The 17,982-nt window shown below is 65.9% G+C and carries 14 protein-coding genes and 7 pseudogenes; 12 read left to right on the plus strand and 9 right to left on the minus strand.

Features of this window, described 5'->3' with window-relative positions:
- The 6 genes and pseudogenes from M1105_RS03935 to M1105_RS21030 all read left to right on the plus strand — a co-directional run.
- Nucleotides 1-153 (plus strand): annotated as a pseudogene (locus tag M1105_RS03935) (IS6 family transposase); the annotation flags it as partial.
- Nucleotides 154-371: 218 nt separating this feature from the next.
- Entirely contained in the window at nt 372-1,202 is an 831-nt protein-coding gene (locus M1105_RS03940) for an enoyl-CoA hydratase/isomerase family protein (RefSeq protein WP_249579052.1), read from the plus strand.
- An 80-nt stretch (nt 1,203-1,282) separates the two neighbouring features.
- Complete coding sequence (locus M1105_RS03945) at nt 1,283-2,617, plus strand: NAD(P)/FAD-dependent oxidoreductase (protein ID WP_249579053.1); 1,335 nt, start codon at nt 1,283-1,285, stop codon at nt 2,615-2,617.
- An 18-nt stretch (nt 2,618-2,635) separates the two neighbouring features.
- Nucleotides 2,636-2,737, plus strand: a pseudogene (locus M1105_RS03950) (IS6 family transposase); the annotation flags it as partial.
- A gap of 609 nt (nt 2,738-3,346) precedes the next feature.
- Complete coding sequence (locus M1105_RS03955; protein WP_249579054.1) at nt 3,347-4,129, plus strand: class I SAM-dependent methyltransferase; 783 nt, start codon at nt 3,347-3,349, stop codon at nt 4,127-4,129.
- A gap of 160 nt (nt 4,130-4,289) precedes the next feature.
- Nucleotides 4,290-4,418: pseudogene (locus M1105_RS21030) on the plus strand (IS6 family transposase); the annotation flags it as partial.
- A gap of 215 nt (nt 4,419-4,633) precedes the next feature.
- Here the strand turns inward: M1105_RS21030 and M1105_RS03965 are convergent.
- Complete coding sequence (locus M1105_RS03965) at nt 4,634-4,852, minus strand: hypothetical protein (protein ID WP_249579055.1); 219 nt, start codon at nt 4,850-4,852, stop codon at nt 4,634-4,636.
- Between the two features lie 138 nt (nt 4,853-4,990).
- Here M1105_RS03965 and M1105_RS03970 point away from each other — a divergent pair, with 138 nt between their 5' ends.
- Complete coding sequence (locus M1105_RS03970) at nt 4,991-6,340, plus strand: glutamine synthetase family protein (RefSeq protein ID WP_249579056.1); 1,350 nt, start codon at nt 4,991-4,993, stop codon at nt 6,338-6,340.
- A 264-nt stretch (nt 6,341-6,604) separates the two neighbouring features.
- On the plus strand, nt 6,605-7,402 hold the full coding sequence (locus tag M1105_RS03975) for a transporter substrate-binding domain-containing protein (protein WP_249579057.1): 798 nt from the start codon (nt 6,605-6,607) through the stop codon (nt 7,400-7,402).
- Between the two features lie 162 nt (nt 7,403-7,564).
- On the opposite strand, the gene M1105_RS03980 is transcribed toward M1105_RS03975, so the two are convergent.
- Together M1105_RS03980 and M1105_RS03985 are read right to left on the minus strand one after the other, a co-directional pair.
- Nucleotides 7,565-8,290, minus strand: a complete 726-nt coding sequence (locus M1105_RS03980; protein WP_249579058.1) for an ABC transporter permease — start codon at nt 8,288-8,290, stop codon at nt 7,565-7,567.
- On the minus strand, nt 8,290-8,985 hold the full coding sequence (locus tag M1105_RS03985) for an ABC transporter permease (RefSeq protein ID WP_249579059.1): 696 nt from the start codon (nt 8,983-8,985) through the stop codon (nt 8,290-8,292). The genes M1105_RS03980 and M1105_RS03985 overlap by 1 nt, the downstream gene beginning before the upstream one ends.
- A 130-nt stretch (nt 8,986-9,115) precedes the next feature.
- On the opposite strand from M1105_RS03985, the pseudogene M1105_RS03990 reads away from it, so the two are divergent.
- Together M1105_RS03990 and M1105_RS03995 are read left to right on the plus strand one after the other, a co-directional pair.
- Nucleotides 9,116-9,266: pseudogene (locus tag M1105_RS03990) on the plus strand (IS6 family transposase); the annotation flags it as partial.
- Nucleotides 9,267-9,513: 247 nt separating this feature from the next.
- Nucleotides 9,514-9,859: pseudogene (locus M1105_RS03995) on the plus strand (integrase core domain-containing protein); the annotation flags it as partial.
- Between the two features lie 66 nt (nt 9,860-9,925).
- Here the strand turns inward: M1105_RS03995 and M1105_RS04000 are convergent.
- Nucleotides 9,926-11,710, minus strand: a complete 1,785-nt coding sequence (locus M1105_RS04000) for an SDR family NAD(P)-dependent oxidoreductase (protein ID WP_249579060.1) — start codon at nt 11,708-11,710, stop codon at nt 9,926-9,928.
- Nucleotides 11,711-11,868: 158 nt separating this feature from the next.
- On the opposite strand from M1105_RS04000, the pseudogene M1105_RS04005 reads away from it, so the two are divergent.
- Together M1105_RS04005 and M1105_RS20590 are read left to right on the plus strand one after the other, a co-directional pair.
- Nucleotides 11,869-12,572 (plus strand): annotated as a pseudogene (locus M1105_RS04005) (IS6 family transposase).
- 498 nt (nt 12,573-13,070) lie between these two features.
- Nucleotides 13,071-13,202: a C40 family peptidase gene (locus M1105_RS20590; protein WP_264759497.1), complete on the plus strand. Its 132-nt coding sequence runs from the start codon at nt 13,071-13,073 to the stop codon at nt 13,200-13,202.
- A 33-nt stretch (nt 13,203-13,235) separates the two neighbouring features.
- Here the strand turns inward: M1105_RS20590 and M1105_RS04010 are convergent, their stop codons facing one another.
- From M1105_RS04010 to M1105_RS04030, 5 genes and pseudogenes are all read right to left on the minus strand, one after another.
- Nucleotides 13,236-14,111, minus strand: a complete 876-nt coding sequence (locus M1105_RS04010) for an SRPBCC family protein (protein ID WP_249579061.1) — start codon at nt 14,109-14,111, stop codon at nt 13,236-13,238.
- A complete protein-coding gene (locus M1105_RS04015; protein WP_249579062.1) occupies nt 14,108-14,584 on the minus strand; it encodes an SRPBCC family protein in 477 nt (158 codons plus the stop codon). The genes M1105_RS04010 and M1105_RS04015 overlap by 4 nt, the downstream gene beginning before the upstream one ends.
- Nucleotides 14,581-14,922, minus strand: coding sequence for an ArsR/SmtB family transcription factor (locus tag M1105_RS04020; protein WP_249579063.1), 342 nt, complete (start codon nt 14,920-14,922; stop codon nt 14,581-14,583). Before M1105_RS04020 ends, M1105_RS04015 begins: the two co-directional genes overlap by 4 nt.
- Before the next feature lie 510 nt (nt 14,923-15,432).
- Nucleotides 15,433-15,681 (minus strand): annotated as a pseudogene (locus M1105_RS04025) (aldehyde dehydrogenase (NADP(+))); the annotation flags it as partial.
- Nucleotides 15,682-15,818: 137 nt separating this feature from the next.
- Nucleotides 15,819-17,738, minus strand: a complete 1,920-nt coding sequence (locus M1105_RS04030; RefSeq protein WP_319936763.1) for a multiheme c-type cytochrome — start codon at nt 17,736-17,738, stop codon at nt 15,819-15,821.
- Nucleotides 17,739-17,982 lie beyond the last annotated feature (244 nt).

Genomic DNA, 17,982 nt, shown 5'->3' on the forward strand with positions numbered 1-17,982 from the left:
TTCCGGCGCATGCGAAGTCTGCAGAAGTTCGCCGCTGTCCACGCCTCCGTCTCGAACCACTTCAATCAGGAACGCAGTCTTTCAAGCCGGCACATGTTCAAGGTCAACAGAACCGCCGCACTTGAGGAGTGGCGTCAGCTCGGCGCGGCCTGAAAGACCCCTGCCCCAGCCAAACTGAGACTGGTTCGCATTGGTCTGACACCACCATCCTGACAATTCGAAGGACGCTGTCGTCTTCAACGACGAGGAGGTCGCGAAGTACTGGACCAGGTGGGAGGAGAGGTGGCAGCAGTTCATGCTGGGCTGAGGCCTCGCGAGGATGCTCCGGGGCCGGATTGGCCGGCCCCGGCCCTGCGGGAGGGGGAGGGGAAATGGCGGCGCCGGGCAGCTTCGGGACCATCACGCTGAAGATCGTGGAAGGGGTGGCTGAGATCCGGCTGAACCGCCCGCAGGTGCTGAACGCCATCGACAGCGCGATGCTGACCGAACTTGGCGCCGCGCTCGACATCGCCGAAGCCGACGAAAGCGTGAGCGCCATCGTGGTGGCGGGCGAGGGCCGGGCCTTCTCGGCCGGGTTCGACCTGAAGGAGTCCGCGGCGCGGGGCGAGACCTCGGCGCGCCAGTGGCGCGAGATTCTCGAGGCGGATTTCGACCTCATCATGCGCTTCTGGGACTGTCCCAAACCCACCATCGCGGCGGTGCATGGCCATTGCGTCGGCGGCGGCTTCGAGATCGCCATGGCCTGCGACATGACGCTCGCCGCCGAGGACGCGGTGATGGGTGAGCCCGAGGTGCGATTCGGCTCGGGTATCGTCGCGCTGATCCTGCCCTGGATCACCGGTCCGAAGCAGGCGAAGGAGATCCTGCTGGCCGGGCGCGACCGGATCACGGCGGCGCGGGCGCTGGAGATGGGGCTCGTCAACCGCGTGGTCGCGCCTGGCGAGCTGATGGCGGCGGCGTACGACATGGCACAGGACATTCGCGCCGGGGCGCGCGACTCGGTGCGCCTGACCAAGCTCGCAATCAACCGCAGCTATGAGCTGATGGGGATGCGCGCGGCGCTGAGGCAGGCGCTCGAGCTCGACATCTTCATCGAGGCGAGCGGCGGGCCCGAGCGGGCCGAGTTCAACCGCATCCGGCGCGAGAGCGGGCTGAAGGCCGCGATCGCCTGGCGCGAGGGGCGCCGGGGTGGGAGCGCGTGACGACGGCGGGCGGCTCGGGCGGGGCGCAAGCCGGGGCGGGACAAGGGGCCCGACCGGCCGGTGCGCAAGCAGGGGCGGCGATGACGGGGAATGGCGGGGCCGCGCCGGCCGGGTCGCTGTGGGAAGCGACGGCGCCGCCCGACCCCTCGGAGGGGCCGCTTTCGGGCGAGGTGCGGGCGGATGTCTGCGTCGTCGGCGCGGGATTCACCGGGCTTTCGGCGACGCTCGAGCTGGCGGGGCGCGGGGCCTCGGTCGTCTGCATCGATCAGGGCGGCGCAGGGCATGGCGCGTCGGGGCGCAATGGCGGGCAGGTGCTCGCGGGCTTCAAGTGGTCGCCGGACGAGATCGTGGCGGCATACGGGGCCGAGCGGGGCGGGCGGCTCGCAGCCTTCGGGGGCGCGGCACCCGAGGTTGTCTATGGCCTGATCGCGCGCCACGGCATTGACTGCGGCCTGCGCCGCTGCGGCTGGCTCAATGCGGCGGTGGACGGGGCGGCGTTCGACCGGCTTGCAGGCATCGCCGGGCAGTGGGCCGCGCGCGGCGCGCCGGTGCGGATGCTGGAACGGGCCGAGACGGCTGCGCTCATGGGCACCGGGCGCTACCGGGGCGCGATGCTCGACGAGCGGGCGGGGGCGCTCAATCCACTCTCGTATGCGCGGGGGCTCGCGGCGGCGGCGCAGCGGCTGGGGGCGCGGCTGCACGGGGGCACGCGGGCGCTCTCGCTCGAGCGCGACGGCGAGGGCTGGCGGGTGAGCACGGCCGCGGGCGTGGTGCGCGCGCGCGAGGTCCTGCTCGCCACCAACGGTTACACCGACGGGCTGTGGTCCGGCCTCGCGCAGGAGGTGGTGCCGGTCCATTCGCTGCAGGTCGCAACCCGCCCGCTGCCCGAGGCGGTGCGGACGAGCATCCTTCCGGGCGGGCAGGTGGTGTCGGACACGCAGCGCATCCTGCTCTATTTCCGGCTGGACGATCGGGGGCGGCTGGTGATGGGCGGGCGCGGCTCGCTGGGCGAGACCAACCGCGACGGGCTCTACCGCTTCGTCGAGGACGCGGCCTGCCGGCTGTTCCCGCAGATCAGGCGGACGGACTGGGAATTCCGCTGGGCAGGTAAGGTCGCGTTGACGGCCGACCACTTGCCGCGGGTGCACGAACTGGCGCCGGGCCTACGCGCCTGTCTTGGCTACAACGGCCGGGGCGTGGCGATGGCGAGCGTGATGGGCCGCGCGATGGGCGAGTGGATCGCCACGGGCGACGCGGGCGTGCTGCCGCTCGCGCCCGTGCCGTTGAGGCCGCTGCCTTTCCACGCCCTGCGCCGTCCGGTGCTCGAGGCAATCTCGGCTTATTGCCGCCTGCGCGACCGGATGAGCTGGCGCCGCGGCTCTGTCAAAGGAACCCGGCTTGAGGCGGGTGATTGACCTCCCTACCCTCCTGGCATGACCAAACGCAGCCCATTCCGCTACTTCAAGACATCGCCCGAGATCATCCGGCTGGCGGTGATGATGCACGTCCGGTTTCCGCTTTCGCTCCGGACCGTCCTTTCTATTGGGAACGCCGCTTTGCTCGCTCGTGCTGGGACGCGACGCAGGCCCCAAGTCCGCCTCGAGCCGGCTTCCCTTTGACATCTCTTTCGGCCCGAGCGGGTGGGGCATTCGGTGTGCTGAGGTGTCGCATGCAAGCAGCCACCGTCACGTCTATTTCCACCACGGAAGATCAATCCCGCGCAGGAGACAAAGTGAAATGTTCAAAGGACTTGACCTCGCCCTCACGCTGATCATCGGTGGAATGCTGGGCGTCCCGGCGCTCTTCGCTGCATTGATCTGAGTGCGTGCCGAAGTCGGCCGATGGACTCGGCCGATGAACAGTGTGATGCCCAAGTGAGCCAATGTACGCGGCGGTGGCGTATTAGGCCGCGCGCGGCAGGCAGTGACGTTGGCGGTCGGGCGGCCTGAGACTGGTTCGCACCGTTCTGACGGCACGCCATCTGAGCATGTACGTGATGATGGATACCATCCTCACGAACACTTGACGCAAGGCTCACTCAATCTGATGCTCCCACGAACGCGGGTGATTAACACTACGGAGAAGTTCAACCTCGACAGGTACGGACGGGCCCGCTGCCTGAAGTGAGTCCGGAGGCCCCGAAAATGCAGTATGCGAAGACTTTTACGGACGCCCTGCAATTCATGTGGGGCGAGGGGTTCCTTTCACCCGGTGGGGCAGGCGAGGTCGCGCAGATGCTTTCCGACGACGATCTCGCTGGCAAGTCCGTCCTGGACATTGGTTCCGGCTTGGGAGGGGTCGATGTCCTGCTGGTAGAGACGCATGGTGCGGCGCAGGTCGTCGGGATCGACGTGGAGGAACAGCTTGTTGCAGCGGCCCGCGGTCTGATCGCAGAAAAGGGTCTCGGCGAGCGCATTCGGCTTGAGCTCGTCGAGCCTGGCGCGCTTCCTTTCGATGACGTGAGCTTCGATGTCGTCTTCTCCAAGGACGCGATGGTGCACATTCCCGACAAGCAGGCGCTTTATTCAGAGGTGCTCAGAGTTCTCAAGCCCGGAGGGAGGTTTATCGCGGCTGATTGGCTTTGGGCCGCCGGTGCCGAGCAAAGTCCTGTGGTCAATGCCTGGCTCTCGAAGGGACCCCTCAGCTTTGCATTCACGACACCTGCCGAGGCAGCTGAAACCATGAGACGGGCAGGCTTTCGCGACGTGAAGATCACGGATCAGCGAGCCGCGCTGCAAGTCTCGAACCGCGAGGAAGTGAACGCTTTGGAAGGACCGATGTTCGGGCCTTTGTCGTCCGTCGTCGGCGAGCAGATGGCGATGAGTCGTCTCGTCAGCGCACGCGGACGACAGGGAGCGCTGGACTCGGGAGACCTCATTCCGGCGCATCTCTTCGGGACCGCGCCGCAGCGGGATCAGCGCGAGTAGAGTTCCGAGGAATGCCCGCTTCGGTATAACGCAGTTGTAGAACTCGGCGTTGACGTAGTGGGAATGTCCTGATTCCGTTGTCGCTGGGCGAGGGAGGCGACGACGAGGATGGGTCCACGGCAGGTGGCGCATGGCGCGCTTTTCTACGACTTCTCGATCGAGGATCCCGCTCTCGCTCCGGAACGTCGAGGACTTGCTCCATGAGCGCGGGATCGATGTCAATCATGAGACGGCGCGGTTCGGGTGGCATCGGTTCGGGCCGACGTTCGCCGCAGAGATCCGGCGCAAACCCGGGGATCGGATGCTCTCGGAGATGAGAGTGACCTTCGAGGCCTTGGTCCGACTGGAACGAAGAGCCCCTCAGCATCGAGCTCGACGAGCTGAAGGACCTCTGCCTTGCGGAGGATCCCGCCTTCGACATCGACATCACAGGCTTCGAGACCCCGGAGATCGACATCTTCTTCGGTGGCGCGAGTGTGGCCGTCTGCTTCTGCACGCCATTGGCTAGCTTGAGAACAGGACCCTGGTTGCCATGAGCAGTGCGCCGGGGTCGCGGTCGCTGCGCACGACGGACGGCGGTGCTGCAACCGATCCGGTCAGCCCGTGCACCGCCGTCCAGGCCGAGCGCACGGAATACTCCACCGTGAAGACGCAGGCGCGCGACAGCTCGCAGAAGCGAACGGCCGCCTCGAGCCCGTTCGGGCTGCTGTAGGTCTTCGACATCGTGGATCGTGAGCCGCGCTACCCAGGCCCCGTGCTCCTTGGTACTGTTCCCACGACACAGCCCCTCCGGAGCCGGGCGCGCCGACCATCGCCTGCAATCCCTGCGTGCCGCTGCCAATCGAACCAGGAGACACGTCGATGAGCGTGAAGGCCCTCGAGAACGCGCAGCTGGTCGCGATCTCAACCCCGGACAACGTTGGCCGGCTGATGGGCAAGCGCGTGCCGGTCCGTCGCTGGCCCGAGATCGCTGCCGAAGGCATGCCGATGCCCAGCTTTCATCTCGCCACGGGCATCGAGAACGTGCCGGCCACCGACCTCGCCGTGACGGGATCACATACGGGCTGGCGAAATGGCTTGCTTATGCCACGGCCGGAGACAGCGGTGAGCACCGCCCTCGAGCCCGGCACCGCCATCGTGTTCGCCGACGTGCTCGATCTCGACGGCGTACCGGTGGCCGAGGCTCCTCCCGCGATCCTTGCCCGCCAGGTGGAGCGGCTCGCGGCCCACGGCCTGCGGGTGAAAGTGGCGACGGAGCTCGAGTTCTATCTCTACCGAACCAGCTATCGCGAAGCGCATTCTAACGACTATCGGAACCTGGAACCCTACTACCACCTGCGCGGCGGTCACGACGCACTTGTCTCGAGCGTCGCAGAGAGCTTCACCGAACCGCTACGTGCGCTGGTGGCTGAGGCCGGAATGTTCGTCGAGTGCACACTCAGCGAATCTGGGGTCGGCCAGATCGAGCTTAATCTGACGCCGCGCGATCCGATCGCCGCCGCTTGGCAGCACGCGCTCTTCAAGTACCTTGCCAAGGGGCTGGCCCTGCGAGAGGGAATGGCTGCCACCTTCATGGCCAAGATCGAGGGGGCCATGCCGGGTTCCAGCGGCCATGTTCACATCCAGCTCACCGATTTGGACGGACATGGAATCATGGGGGCGTCGATGGATACGGGTGCCGACGCGCACGGGCTGAGCCCGCGCGGGGCTGCTTTCCTGGCCGGTGTGCTCGCGCATGCGCGGGATTTCCAGCTTCTACACATGCCCTACCACAATTCCTTCAAACGGCTGCAGCCGAACCGCTCCGCGCCGACCAACATTTGCTGGGCGCCGGAGAACCGTACGGTCATGGTCCGCACCGTCGGCCACGGAGCTAATTTACGTCTCGAGTTCCGCTTGCCGGGGGCCGACATGAACCCGTATTTCTCGATCAGCGGATTGCTCGCCTCAGGAATTGCGGGTCTGGAGGCCAGAGCACCTCTCCCAGCGCCAGTAACGGGCGATGCCTACAGTGCCGCCCCGGAAGCCGCAGCGCCCCTTCTTCGGACGCTCGGCGATGCGATCGCTGCCTTCGAGGACTCTATTGTCGCGGCTGAAGCGCTGACGCCCGCTGTGCACAAACACCTTGCCCGACTTGCCCGAAACGAATGGATGGCCGAGCTGGCTGACGTCACCCTCTGGGAAATCCGGCGCGGCTTCGAGCGAGCCTGAGAGTCTTTCGAGCGATTGCCAATGAGACCGCGCCGCGGAGCGCTCCCTGTGCAACAGCGACGCCGATGGACGGCCCTGGCGTCGCGCAAGCCTCTGGCGAGGAAGTTCTTGTCGTTTCTTTGTCCGACGTTTGAAGGAGCTCGCGGCGGAGGCGAGTTGCAGGCGCTTGACCAATCGGCAGTCTCCCGATGAAGTGTTCGAGTGTGGTCGGCCGGCGTTAAACTCAGCGGGTCGGTGAGACCACTGGATAAGGCGGATTATTGCGTGAATACGCTTGCTCATCGGATCGCCGCCTCCGCGCTGGCCTTCACCATCGGCAGCGCCCCGCTCGCTGCCGAGTCCCTGCGGATCGCTACGGAGGGCTCCTATCCACCCTGGAACGCGACCGATGCGGAAGGAAAGTTAGTCGGTTTTGACATCGACGTAGGCAACGCCATCTGCGAGCGGATTGGGGCGACGTGCGAATGGGTGCCTCAGCAATGGGATGGCATCATCCTAGGTCTGCTCGCCCGCCACTACGATCTGATAATTTCCAGCATGTCGATCACCGACGAGCGTCGGAAGAGAATTGCCTTCTCCGACGCTTACGTCGCCGATCCGGTGTTTTTCGTCGCGGCCCGGAGTTCCGAGCTTCAAGCGGCGAAGCAACTGGAAGAGGTGCAGGCGCTGCTCGCCGGTAAATCCGTCGGCGTCCAGCCCGCGACAGTCCACGCGGATTTCCTTCAGGCGTATCTGGGCGACACCGTTGACATGAGACTCTACGATACGCAGGACAACATAATTCTCGACCTTGTTTCAGGCCGAATTGATGCCGCCCTGGCGCACCGCTCGAGTTGGCAAGCCTTCTTCGCGAGCATGGACGGTGCCATGTTCGACACCTTCGGTCCGCCTCTTACAGGGACCGAGTATCCGGTACTCGGCGAGGGCACCGGCATCGGCATCCGCAAGGATGAAACCGAACTTCTGAGGCGGGTGAACGAGGCGCTTGCCGACATGAAGCAAGCCGGCACGATGAAAGCACTTTCTGAGAAATGGTTCGGCTTCGATATAACAGTCTACTGACGCGCTGGGCGAAGGGGTAGCGCTCTCGCCAGCGGTGCCACTCACTATTTTGGGCGTTCCGAACCCGGACGTTCGGGCTCAACCCCGAAGCGCTCGCCGCCTTGTCGGACGCATGCTCAAGCTGTTCGCGTCTCGGGTGTTCTTCGAGGACGGCCCGGCCATTCATGGAACGACGTCTGTGCCGAAGGGGGGACTGGGCGCGGGAGATGCTCCGAGATAGGCGTTAAGGTGCCGCTCGATCCGCCGCGACACGAGGATCGTGCAGTAGATTAGGACGATGTAGAGGACGGCAGCGAGCCCGAAGGCTTCGTAGAATGTGAAGTCGCGCGCCCCGATGGAACGGGCGACGCCTGTGATATCCATCATGGTGATGACCGAGACCAGCGACGTCGCCTGGATTTGATACACGACCTGATTGCTGTAGGCGGACCATCCGATGCGGATCGCGCGCGGCAGGATCACGAGCCAGAGCCGCATCCACGCCTTCAGCCCCAGTGCGCGCGCCGCCTCCACCTCACCGATCGGGACCGCCGCGATAGAGCCCCGCAGGATCTCCGACGTATAGGCTCCATTGTTCAGGCTCAGCGCTAGAACCGCACAGAACCAGGGATCTCGAAAGAAAGCCCAGAGGCCCAGGGCATCGAGTTCTGGTCGGAACTGTCCACTGCCGTAGTAGATCAGAAATATCTGGGCGAGCAGCGGCGTACCCCGGAAGAAGAAGACGTAGGCGGTGGCAAGGCTGAATTGCGCGCGATCGCTTGAGAGACGGGCGAGCGCCACGGGCACTGCGATCATGAAACCAAGGGCGCAACTCAGAGCCGAGAGCTGCACCGTCATAAGGGCACCTTCGAGGAAGCGCATCAGGTTCTCTGCGAGGAACCCAGACATCAGAGCGAGCTCCCCGGGACGCCGCGCAATGCCCAGCGCTCGAGCCGCACCTGCCCCCACATCGAGACGAGCGTGAGCGCCAGATAGAGCAGGCAGGCCATGAAGAAGAAGGTGAACGGCAGCCGGGTCGAGCGCGCGGCGACGTCGGCGCTTCGCATGAGCTCGGGGAGTTGAATGACCGAAATCAGCGCGGTGGCCTTCAGAAGCACCATCCAGACATTGCCCAGCCCTGGAAGGGCGTAGCGCATCATTTGTGGGAGGATCACGCATCGGAATGCCTGTGCCGCAGAGAGGCCCAGCGCCCGCGCAGCCTCTCCCTGATCCGAGGGGACGGCCAGGTAGGCGGCGCGATACACCTCGCAGGCGAAGGCCGCGTAGATGAGGGATAGCGTCCCGATCCCCGCGATGAAGGGGTCGATCCGAAGGGAAACATCATGACCGAGGCCCGCCAGCATGTCCTGCGCGAGCGTAGGCAGGCCGTAATAGATGAGCAGCAGAAGGACGAGTTCCGGGACACCCCGCGCGACGGTCGTGTACGCCTCGATCAATGCACGTCCCGCTCGAGGTGCGAAGATCTTGCCCACCGCCGCAGCGAGCCCGACCGCGAGCGCTCCGATCATCGAGGCGGTCGCCACGCCGAGCGTCATCACCATGCCGTCCAGCAGCAACCAGCCATAGCCCTTGAGATCAGGCACGGTTTCCTCTTCGCTCACCGCCTTGCACCCGAGTTCGTGCCGCACTTTACTCGGGAGCTCAAGCTGGACTGAGGGCGATGTCAGAAAGATCAGCCTTGAGCCGATCGGAGTGCTTTCCTAGCGCCCGGAGATGAGCAGATCTAATCTTTTCAATGGCTTCCAAAGCAGCCCCGAGACCATCCGCCTGGCGGTGATGCTGTGTGCGGGTCCCGCTGTCGCCCCGTAACGTCGAGGACCCGCTCCACGAGCGCGGCATCCACGTCAGCCATGAGACAGTTCAGTCCTAGTGGCATCGCTTCTCGGGTTGGCGGTCGCGCGTTGATCTGCCGCTTGGCGTGGCAGGGCAGTATGGGGTATCATGATACCCCATCTTAAGATCGATAATGGGTGACCTGGAATTCATGACGAGCGGCAACAACGGTGTCACAATGGCCGGCATTGATGCGCACGGCCGCTTCACGAGGGGGAGCCCCGGCCCTTTTAAGACCTCAGCGTTCGCCCGATCCTTCGAGAGGACACCGCCACGTGGTCACGGATCTCTTCATCCTGAAGGGCGTTCCCGCATACATCCACTCGGATAACGGGCCCGTGTTCGTCGCCAAGGTCGTCAGGGACTGGACCGCCGCCGTCGGCGCAACGACCGCCTTCATTGAACCCGGCTCGCCTTGGGAGAACGGCTCCTACGAAAATTTCAATGGCCGACCCCGAGATGCGCCCCTGAACGGGGAGATCGTTAACTCACTGCGAGAGGCTCAGATCGTCATCGAGAGCCCGGCGTCATTGCAACGCCGCGAGGCTTCACAGCTCTCTTGGATACCGGCCGCCTGCACCCGAGGTTAGCGTCTCAAAAGACCCTAGGCCGGTCATGAACTGACAAATCGCTCGGACCAATCAGATGAAGCTGGCCACCGGCGCGATCGAGTGGGGAACACGCCGGCCTTCACTCCTCAACGAGCTTCGCCATCAGCTCCAGCAAACTCCGGCGCTCGGCTTCTCCCAGCCGCTCCGGGTCGATCCGCGCGAGTTGCTCGCGCAGCGCTTCCAATGGCCCCGCCGCCCCCTTGTCGCCCCCTCCGCTGCGGTCGAAGGAGACCTCGTAGGTCTCGACCGGCCCGGTAATTCCCTTTAGCTGCAGCGATCCGCGTGGCACGAAGTTAAACCGTTGGCCCGCCAGCGCGAACGTATTCGCCGAAACGAGGATGCCGCCAGGCGGGCAAGCCGCCTGCAGCCGGGCGGCAAGATTCACCGGACTGCCGATGATCGTGTAGTCCATTCGCTCGAAGCTGCCGAAATTACCGACCGTGCAATAGCCGCTGTTGATGCCAATCCGGATCTCCAGCGGGTCATGCTGGCCGTGCCGCGTGAACGCGCCGCCCATCGTCGCCATGCGCCGCTGCATCTCAACCGCCATCTCGATACAGCGGGCCGCATCGCGCTCCTGCCCCTCAGTCTCCGGCTCGCCAAAGAAGGCCAGGATCGCATCGCCGATGAACTTGTCGATGGTCGCACCATGCGCTCGGGCTATCTCGGTCATCGCCGAAAAATAATTGTTAAGGATCTCCGACAGCCCCTCGGGCTCGAGTCGCTCGGTCTGCACCGTGAAGTCACGGATATCAGAAAAGAATACCGTCAGGTACTTGCGACGCGACTCGATGCCACCACCGATTTCGCCGCGGAAAATCGACTGATAGAGTTGTTGAGGGATGTAGCGAGAAATTCGCGCCGAGATGTCCTCGATGTAGCGCTTCTGCTCGGCAAGCTGCCGGTTTGCATCCTCCAGCTTCCGCGTCCGTTCCTCGATCCGCATCTCCAGATTGCGATTGAGGATCGAGATCCCCTGAAGGTAATCGTTGGTCGCCCAGATCCCGGTGTCTCCGTCCTTGTCACTGGCCGAGACCTTTTTCGTGGTGTCATCGGGAACGATGATGCCGTGGCTGATCAGGGGATGGAAGGCATCGGCGATTTGTCCGTGATATTCGCGTGCATGAGCCAGGCAGTAGATGTAGCTCGCCGCGGCGTGATCGGGTGGCATCAACCCATCATAGCCGGGATTGTCCACATAGTCCCGGACATACTCCTCGAGCGTCATGCCGTAGTATTTTTCGAAATGCGCGCGGTCCTCGGTCCAGAGCAGTGTGTCCATAACGCCCGGCGCGAAGCCGAAGACACTCACGCCCGCCGCCGCCGTCGCCTCGCCGGCAAGCGAGAGCACCATCGAGCGCTGGCCGACCATAGAGAAAGAAAAGGGCGCGTCATTGGACAGTCCCTCGGCGCCGACGGTGTTGGCAATCACACCCTGGCCGGCGGTGCGCATGCCAGGTAGGAATTTTGAGATCAGGAATGCCGAGGCCCTTACTGTCGTTCGGTAAAGGTCGTCCCATAGTTCCATTGGCGTTTCGGCAAGCGGTAGACCCGCCATCCTTGCAGCGTTGTTCACCAGGATGTCGACGCGCCCCCGGCTTGCCAGGACCGTCCGTTGAAAAGCCTCGAGTGCCGCCTCGTCCCGCAGGTCGAGAAGCCGGAACTCGGCCCTTCCCTGCTGTGCGGCGATCTCGTCCGCGACGCGCTGCCCCTCGGGCCGGTTGTCGACCAAGATCGTGTCGGCACCCAGCCAGGCGAGCCCACGCGCCACCTGCTCGCCCAGCCCGCGCGCCGCGCCGGTGACGACCGCGACTCGCCCGTCGAAGGTTCCACGGTCAATGCTGAGGCGGCGGAGGAGATCCATGGCCCGGTCCGAGTTTCCGCCAAGCCGACTTTGTACCGCTTGACTAGGTTCACTCGCCCCAACGTTAGCTTGGCGCATCGCGGCAGGAGAGGCAATTTGAAGGTTCTGTCAGAGCAACCCTTCTTGAGGTGCCTAAGCAACCTCCCTACCCTCTCGGGATCACGAAGCCGAACCCCTTCCGCTTTTTCAAGACGTCGCCCGAGATCATCCGCCTGGCGGTGGTGTTCGATATCCGCTTCCCGCTTTCGCTCCGGAACGTCGAGGACCTGCTTCACGAGCGCGGCATCGACGTCAGCCACGAGACGATCCGGTTCTGGTGGCATCGGTTCGGTCCGATGTTCGCGGCGGAGATCCGGACGCGAAGGATCGAGGCCATGCGGTCGAGCCGCTGGCGATGGCATCTCGATGAGATGTTCCTGAAGATCAACGGCGAGACGCGCTACCTGCGGCGGGCCGTGGATCATGAGGGCGAAGTCCTGGAGAGCTTCGTCACCAAGTCACGCGACAAGAGCGCCGCGCTGAAATCCTCCGTAAAGCAATGCATAAGCACGGTCAGCCCAAAGCGATCGTGACCGACCGGCTCCGATCGTACGGAGCAACCATGAACTAGAGCGGCGCCGAGGCTCGGCAGGAAACCGGTCGCTGGGCGAACGACAAGATAGAGAACTCACACCTCCCTCTCCGACGACGCGAGCGCGCGATGCTCAGGTTCCAGCGCATGCCAAGTCTGCAGAAGTTCGCCGCTGTCCACGCCTCCGTCTCGAACCACTTCAACCGGGAACGCAGCCTCTCCAGCAGGGACATCTTCAAGCTGTACCGCGCCGCCGCTCTCGCTGAGTGGCGCCAGTTCGGCGCAGCCTGAAGGCCAGCGTTGACTGCCAACCTGAAACTGGTTCGCATTGGCCTGACACCACCGCCACGCCTAACAAACATATGATATAAAATAGAAAATCCTGATCTGCTCATCGCGCCCGTTGTCCTCCGTGGAGCACGCGAAGGGCGAGGAGATGAGGCAACTGGAGCAGCTTCGAGGGCCCGGCACGACGTGGGTTTTCCGGCTCAGGACACCGGCTGCGTTGATCGGGACGACGAAACCACTGACCGGCGTGGCTTTCGGCAAGGAAATCGAGCTCGGCCTCAAGACCCGCCGCCTCCCAGAGGCGCGCGTCCAGCGGAACAACCTGCTCGGGAAGATCAGGGGGACTCAAGGCGACTCGGTCGTCAGGCGCCCGCGAAGGAAACGAAGGTGCTGCAGCGTCGGCTGATGCGATGGCGAAGGATTGGGAGGCGCGCGAGGGGCGTCCGAGCGAGATCGACATCCGCTCCTTCGTTCACGATGAGATCGAATGGGCGCGCGCCCTTGTCCGCGCCGGATCGGCTCATCCATGCCTATGCGCGGCTTCGCGTCATCGAGGAGCCGCTGACGCCCGTCTGGCGGCGGCGCATCGCCTTCGCCCTCCTGTTCGCCGCTACGATGGACGGGCGGGCGTAGCGTCCGTCGCACTAGCGCAGCAACCTGCCAATATCACTCCGCCCCGACGACGCGCGCCAGCTTGCCGAGCGTCTGCAGCCCCAGCTCGACGGCGCCGAACCCCTTGGCCTCCCGGAACTCTGCCGCCGTGCTAAAGACCATGCCCAGCGTCACCGTCGTCGCCCCGTCCCGCTCCTCGAACGCGGCCCAGGCGTCGGCGTGCTTCGGGCCGTTCTCGCCCCACAGGAGCGTGTAGCCGATCCGCTCCTCGGGCCGCATCTCGCCATAGAGATGGTGGTTCGGGAACACCGTGCCGTCCGGCGCGATCATGTCGAAGACCCATTCCCCGCCGGTCCGCAGGTCGATCCGCTTCGTCCGGCAGGTGAAGCCGTCCGGCCCCCACCAGCGCGGCAGCGTCTCGGGGTTGGTCCAGGCGCCCCAGACCACAGCCCGCGGCGCGCGGATCACCCGCTCCAGCACCATGGTCCGCTCGCTGAGGCCCGCAAGATTGTCCAGCCCCGCGCCGAAGCCCTGCCGATAGCCGGCCGCCATGTCCTCGGCCAGCGACGAGAGCTGCACTGTTACCGCGAGCCGGCTGTCGTCGCCCGCGCCTTCCAGATCTGCCGTCACCAGCGCCGCCGATCGCGTCACGCCCTCGGACGAGATCACCTCGTAGTTCACGCTGCGCCGGCCCGGCTGCAACGCCAGCCAGCCGGCCTCGCAGCGGATGTCCGACTGGCCCTCGACCTTGCAGAGCGAGACCTCGCGCCCGCCGACCCTGGTATCGGCCTCGAGGAACTCGACCGTGACCGAGGGTACGGGGGCGGCCCAGAGCGCCCGCGCGGTCGGGGCCGTCCAGGCCTGCCACAGCACCGATACCGGCGCAGCCACCGCCCGCTCGAACGTCAGCGTCGCAAATCGGTCGCTCATCGCATCAGGCCCTTCGCATAGGCCTCGAGCTGGGTTGCCACCGTGCCCCAGCCGTCGAAGAAGCCCATCTCCTCGTGCGTCTTGCGGGATTCGGGATTTCGGTGGCGCGCGATCGCCGTGTAGGTCGTGCCGCCCCCGAGGGCATCCCCCAGCAGCAGGATCGCGGTCATGAACGGCTCCGGCGCCGGCTTCCAGCCTTCGGTGTAGGCGTCGGTGAAGACGAGCTTCGCGCCCGGCACCACGTCCAGGTAGACACCCTTGTTGTCCATCACGTTGCCGTCCACCTCGAAGGTCGTGTTGAAGCGCCCGCCGACCCTCAGGTCGATGTCCACGGCCGTCACCTTGTGCGGTGCGGGGACGAAGAAATGCGGGATGTGCTCGGGCCGCGTCCAGCATTCCCAGATCAGCTGTCGCGGCGCGGCAAGCGTGCGGGTGAAGCTCAGATCCGTGTTCGGGTCCAGGTCGGGCGTCATTGCGAGCGTTCCTTCATCAGCTTGGTCACGTAGTCCTCCAGCCGGTCGAGCCGGGCCTCCCAAATCGCCCTCTGGTCATCGAGCCACGTTCGCACCGGGGTCAGCGCCTCGGGCACGAGGGCGCAGGTGCGCACCCGCCCGTCCTTCGCCGTGGCGATCAGGCCGGCCTCCTCCAGCACCGACAGGTGCCGCATCACGGTCGGGAGCCGCAGGCCCGTGGGATCCGCCAGCTCGGTCACCCGCGCGGGGCCCTCGGCGAGGCGCGTCAGGATCGACCGCCGGGTCGGGTCCGAGAGCGCATGGAAGAGCAGCGAGAGATCGGGATCATGCTTAGCCATGTCTCTAACTATACTCGGGCCCGCCGGAAGGCAACCAGAAAGTTTGCAAGATGGCTAAGTGTTTCTCGCTGATCGAGCCCCGGGAAACGCGGATCCCTCTCCCACCCGACCCGAGGCGCCCTCGGGCCGCTGGCACTCCATCTCGGGGCTGCCATCACCCCGGCGCTCGCCCGCGGCGCCGCGACGCTCCACGCGCGCCTCACGAAGCGACGGCCTCTCGGTGATCTCGCCCCGCATGAGGAGGCAGCGGTCTTCGATCTGGCCGGCATGGATGTAACGATCGCAGCCACAAAGGGCTGCGACGCGCCCATTATTTTGGCGGCGCTTCGCTCGAAATCCCGTCGCAGACGATCCCGGACGCCAGCAGTCTCGGCTCGGATCGCATCTAAGAGGTCGCGAGGAACAGCGGGATCAAACAGGTCATCCGCGCCTCGTCGGTGCACGCCATCCGGCATCACGGGGTCGAGACGCAGATCGCCGTCAACGCACCGGCGCGCACGTCCGCCGCGATCAGGCCAGGTCGTCCGGCAGGACCGCCGCGGGGAGGTTCTGATAGCTGACCGCGCGCAGGAAGCGCCGGATCGACAGGGTTCCGAAGCTGGTCGCGCCGAAATTGGCCAAGGCCGGATAGCGGCCGCCATGCACCATCGCATCGCAGACCTCGACGCCGGTGGGATAGCCGTTGGCCAGCACCCGGCCCGCCTTGCGCGCGAGGATCGGGAGGAGCCGGCGGGCGAGCCCGGCATCGTCCGCGTCCATCGCTGTCCGCTCCTGCCGGGCGACGGAGGTGCGCCCGAGGAAGATTCCAGCGATGCACTCCAGTTTGGCGGGCCCAGATCACGAACAAGAAACGGGCCGACGCCTGCCAAGGCGTGTCGTCGGCACGCGGACCGCGATCACCGCCCGAACTGGTACTCCAGGGCGACGAGCTCAGGCGCCCCAGGGTTCTCGCGAAGGGCCTCTACGAGCACCGCCCGCGCCGCCTGCGCGCCCTCGAGCGCGGCCGTCAGGCGGACGAGCACCGACCAGGCTTCGAGCCGTTGGGGGTCGAGCTCGACGGCCGAGCGGAAAGCGCCGAGCGCCGCCGGGAAACGGCGCGTCGTCATCGCGATGCCGCCGAGAACGATATGGGTCTCGGGAAAGTCGAGCCGAGTGGCAAGCGACGCTTGCCACTCGGCCATGGCGCGGCGCATGGCGGCGTCCATCGCCTTGGGCAGTCGTGCGACCGGCGCGCTCAGCATTTCCTGCGCCGCCGCGAACCGGACGAGGCGCACCGGGTCGTCCAGCAGATCCACGATCCGCAGGACCCGGTCCTGCCCCCCTGCCGCCCGCTGCACGCGCACGGCACCCGCACGCACCAGCGGGCTCGCATCGGCGAGAAGCGGAACCGCGGCGTCGGCCACCGCCGGGTCGCCCACACCTTCGAGGAGCGAGAGCGCGGTCGCCCGCACGATATCCGGCGCGCCACCTTTCAGGGCGATGGCGAGGAGATCGTCCCGCGCAAGCCCGGGGTCGATCCGACCGAGCGCGAAGGCCTCGCCGAAATGCGGCCCGCGGTTCGCGGAATCCGGATACCACTGCGCGATCCGTGCCGCCGCCCATGCCGGATCGCGGTCCTCGTGGCAGGCGGTGCAGGTATCGGGCGCGCCGGTTTTCGCCGCCAGGTCGGGACGCGGGATGCGGAAGCTGTGATCGCTGCGCGCGTCGATGCCCATGTAGGTCCGTTCGGGCATGTGGCAGTTTCGGCATTGGGCACCATCGCTCCCCGGCGGGTGGAAGTGATGCGCCGCCGTGTCGTACTCGGCCCGCCTCAGCGTCGGGAAGCCCGGGTTGCCTGCCGGCGAGTGGCACTGTGTGCAGACGGCATTGCCCGCGGCCTTAAGCCGCGCGGCGTGCGGGTCATGACAATTGCCGCAGCCGACGCCCTGCGCGTACATCCGGGATTGCAGGAACGAGCCGTAGACGTAGACCTCGTCGAGGATCTGCCCGTCTGCGTGGTAGAGGCCGGGCTGCAGCAACGCCAGCCGATAGGCATCGTGATATGGCGTGCCGGGAACCGGATTGCCGTCGCCGAACGGTTCGCGCCGCGAGTGGCAGCCCGCGCATTGCTGGATCCATACCTCGGTGCCCGCGCCTGCCCCCATGGCGAGGCCATTGGCGGCAAGCCCCGCCTCGGCGGATGTCCGCCCGGTCCTTGCCCAGTCGACATGCGCGCTGCCGGGGCCATGGCAGGCCTCGCAGCCCACGCCGATCTCGGCTTGGGACGAGGCGTAGGCGCGGGTGCGGTGATCGTAATTCTTCTCATACCCGGTCGCATGGCACTCAGCGCAGCGGCCGTTCCAGTTCTTGTAGGGACCGGTCCAGTGGAGACCGTCCGAGGGCGGCAGTTGCGCGTCGGGGTAGAGATGATACCACCGCCCGCGCGCGACATCCCAGGCGACGTCGAAGCTTTGCAGCCGCCCCGGCTCGGTCTCGAGCAGGTATTGCTGGAGCGGCTCGATCCCGGCGACCGAATGCACCGGATAGGACCGCTCGCTTTCGTCCCGCTCGCGCACCGAGATGCGATAGCCCTCGCCATCGCGCGAAAACCGCGCGGTCATGTCGTCATGGGTGAAGGCGGCGTCGTCGAAGTCGCCGAGGACGGTCGGCGGGCGGGGTCGGGTCCAGGCGAGGGCGTGGTGCGACCCGGCCCAGCTTTCGGTCTCGGCGGCATGACAGGTGGCGCAAGTGTCCGAGCCCACATTGTGCGGCGCCTGCGCGGCCGCCTGCGTCGCGAGGACGATTGCCATGACAAGTGCGGGAAAATACCGGGTCACGAGACCTCGCTTGGGCTCAGCGGTGGCAGGGCATCGAGGGTTGCATGCTGGCGCGTGGGTGCCGGGGCTTCAAGGCCATCGCAGAGCGCCCGCCAATCCGCGTCGGACGGCGCATCGCACCTGCTGCCGTGGAGCGCCCCGCCCGAGTGGACGAGTGTCTGATCGCAGGCGGGCACGACATTTGCGCCCTTTGGTTCACGCCGCAACGGCGTCGGGCCGCTTGCAGCCCTACGCCGCCGGTGGG

The sequence above is a fragment of the Thermohalobaculum sediminis genome (assembly GCF_023487995.1).
GTDB classification, from domain to species: Bacteria; Pseudomonadota; Alphaproteobacteria; order Rhodobacterales; family Rhodobacteraceae; genus Thermohalobaculum; species Thermohalobaculum sediminis.

Bases quoted from the DNA above. Each gene is read 5' to 3' on its own strand.
- M1105_RS03940 (WP_249579052.1), top strand. From the start codon at position 372: ATGGCGGCGCCGGGCAGCTTCGGGACCATCACGCTGAAGATCGTGGAA.
- M1105_RS03945 (WP_249579053.1), top strand. From the start codon at position 1,283: ATGACGGGGAATGGCGGGGCCGCGCCGGCCGGGTCGCTGTGGGAAGCG.
- M1105_RS03955 (WP_249579054.1), top strand. From the start codon at position 3,347: ATGCAGTATGCGAAGACTTTTACGGACGCCCTGCAATTCATGTGGGGC.
- M1105_RS03965 (WP_249579055.1), bottom strand. From the start codon at position 4,852: ATGTCGAAGACCTACAGCAGCCCGAACGGGCTCGAGGCGGCCGTTCGC.
- M1105_RS03970 (WP_249579056.1), top strand. From the start codon at position 4,991: ATGAGCGTGAAGGCCCTCGAGAACGCGCAGCTGGTCGCGATCTCAACC.
- M1105_RS03980 (WP_249579058.1), bottom strand. From the start codon at position 8,290: ATGTCTGGGTTCCTCGCAGAGAACCTGATGCGCTTCCTCGAAGGTGCC.
- M1105_RS04000 (WP_249579060.1), bottom strand. From the start codon at position 11,710: ATGGATCTCCTCCGCCGCCTCAGCATTGACCGTGGAACCTTCGACGGG.
- M1105_RS04010 (WP_249579061.1), bottom strand. From the start codon at position 14,111: ATGAGCGACCGATTTGCGACGCTGACGTTCGAGCGGGCGGTGGCTGCG.
- M1105_RS04015 (WP_249579062.1), bottom strand. From the start codon at position 14,584: ATGACGCCCGACCTGGACCCGAACACGGATCTGAGCTTCACCCGCACG.
- M1105_RS04020 (WP_249579063.1), bottom strand. From the start codon at position 14,922: ATGGCTAAGCATGATCCCGATCTCTCGCTGCTCTTCCATGCGCTCTCG.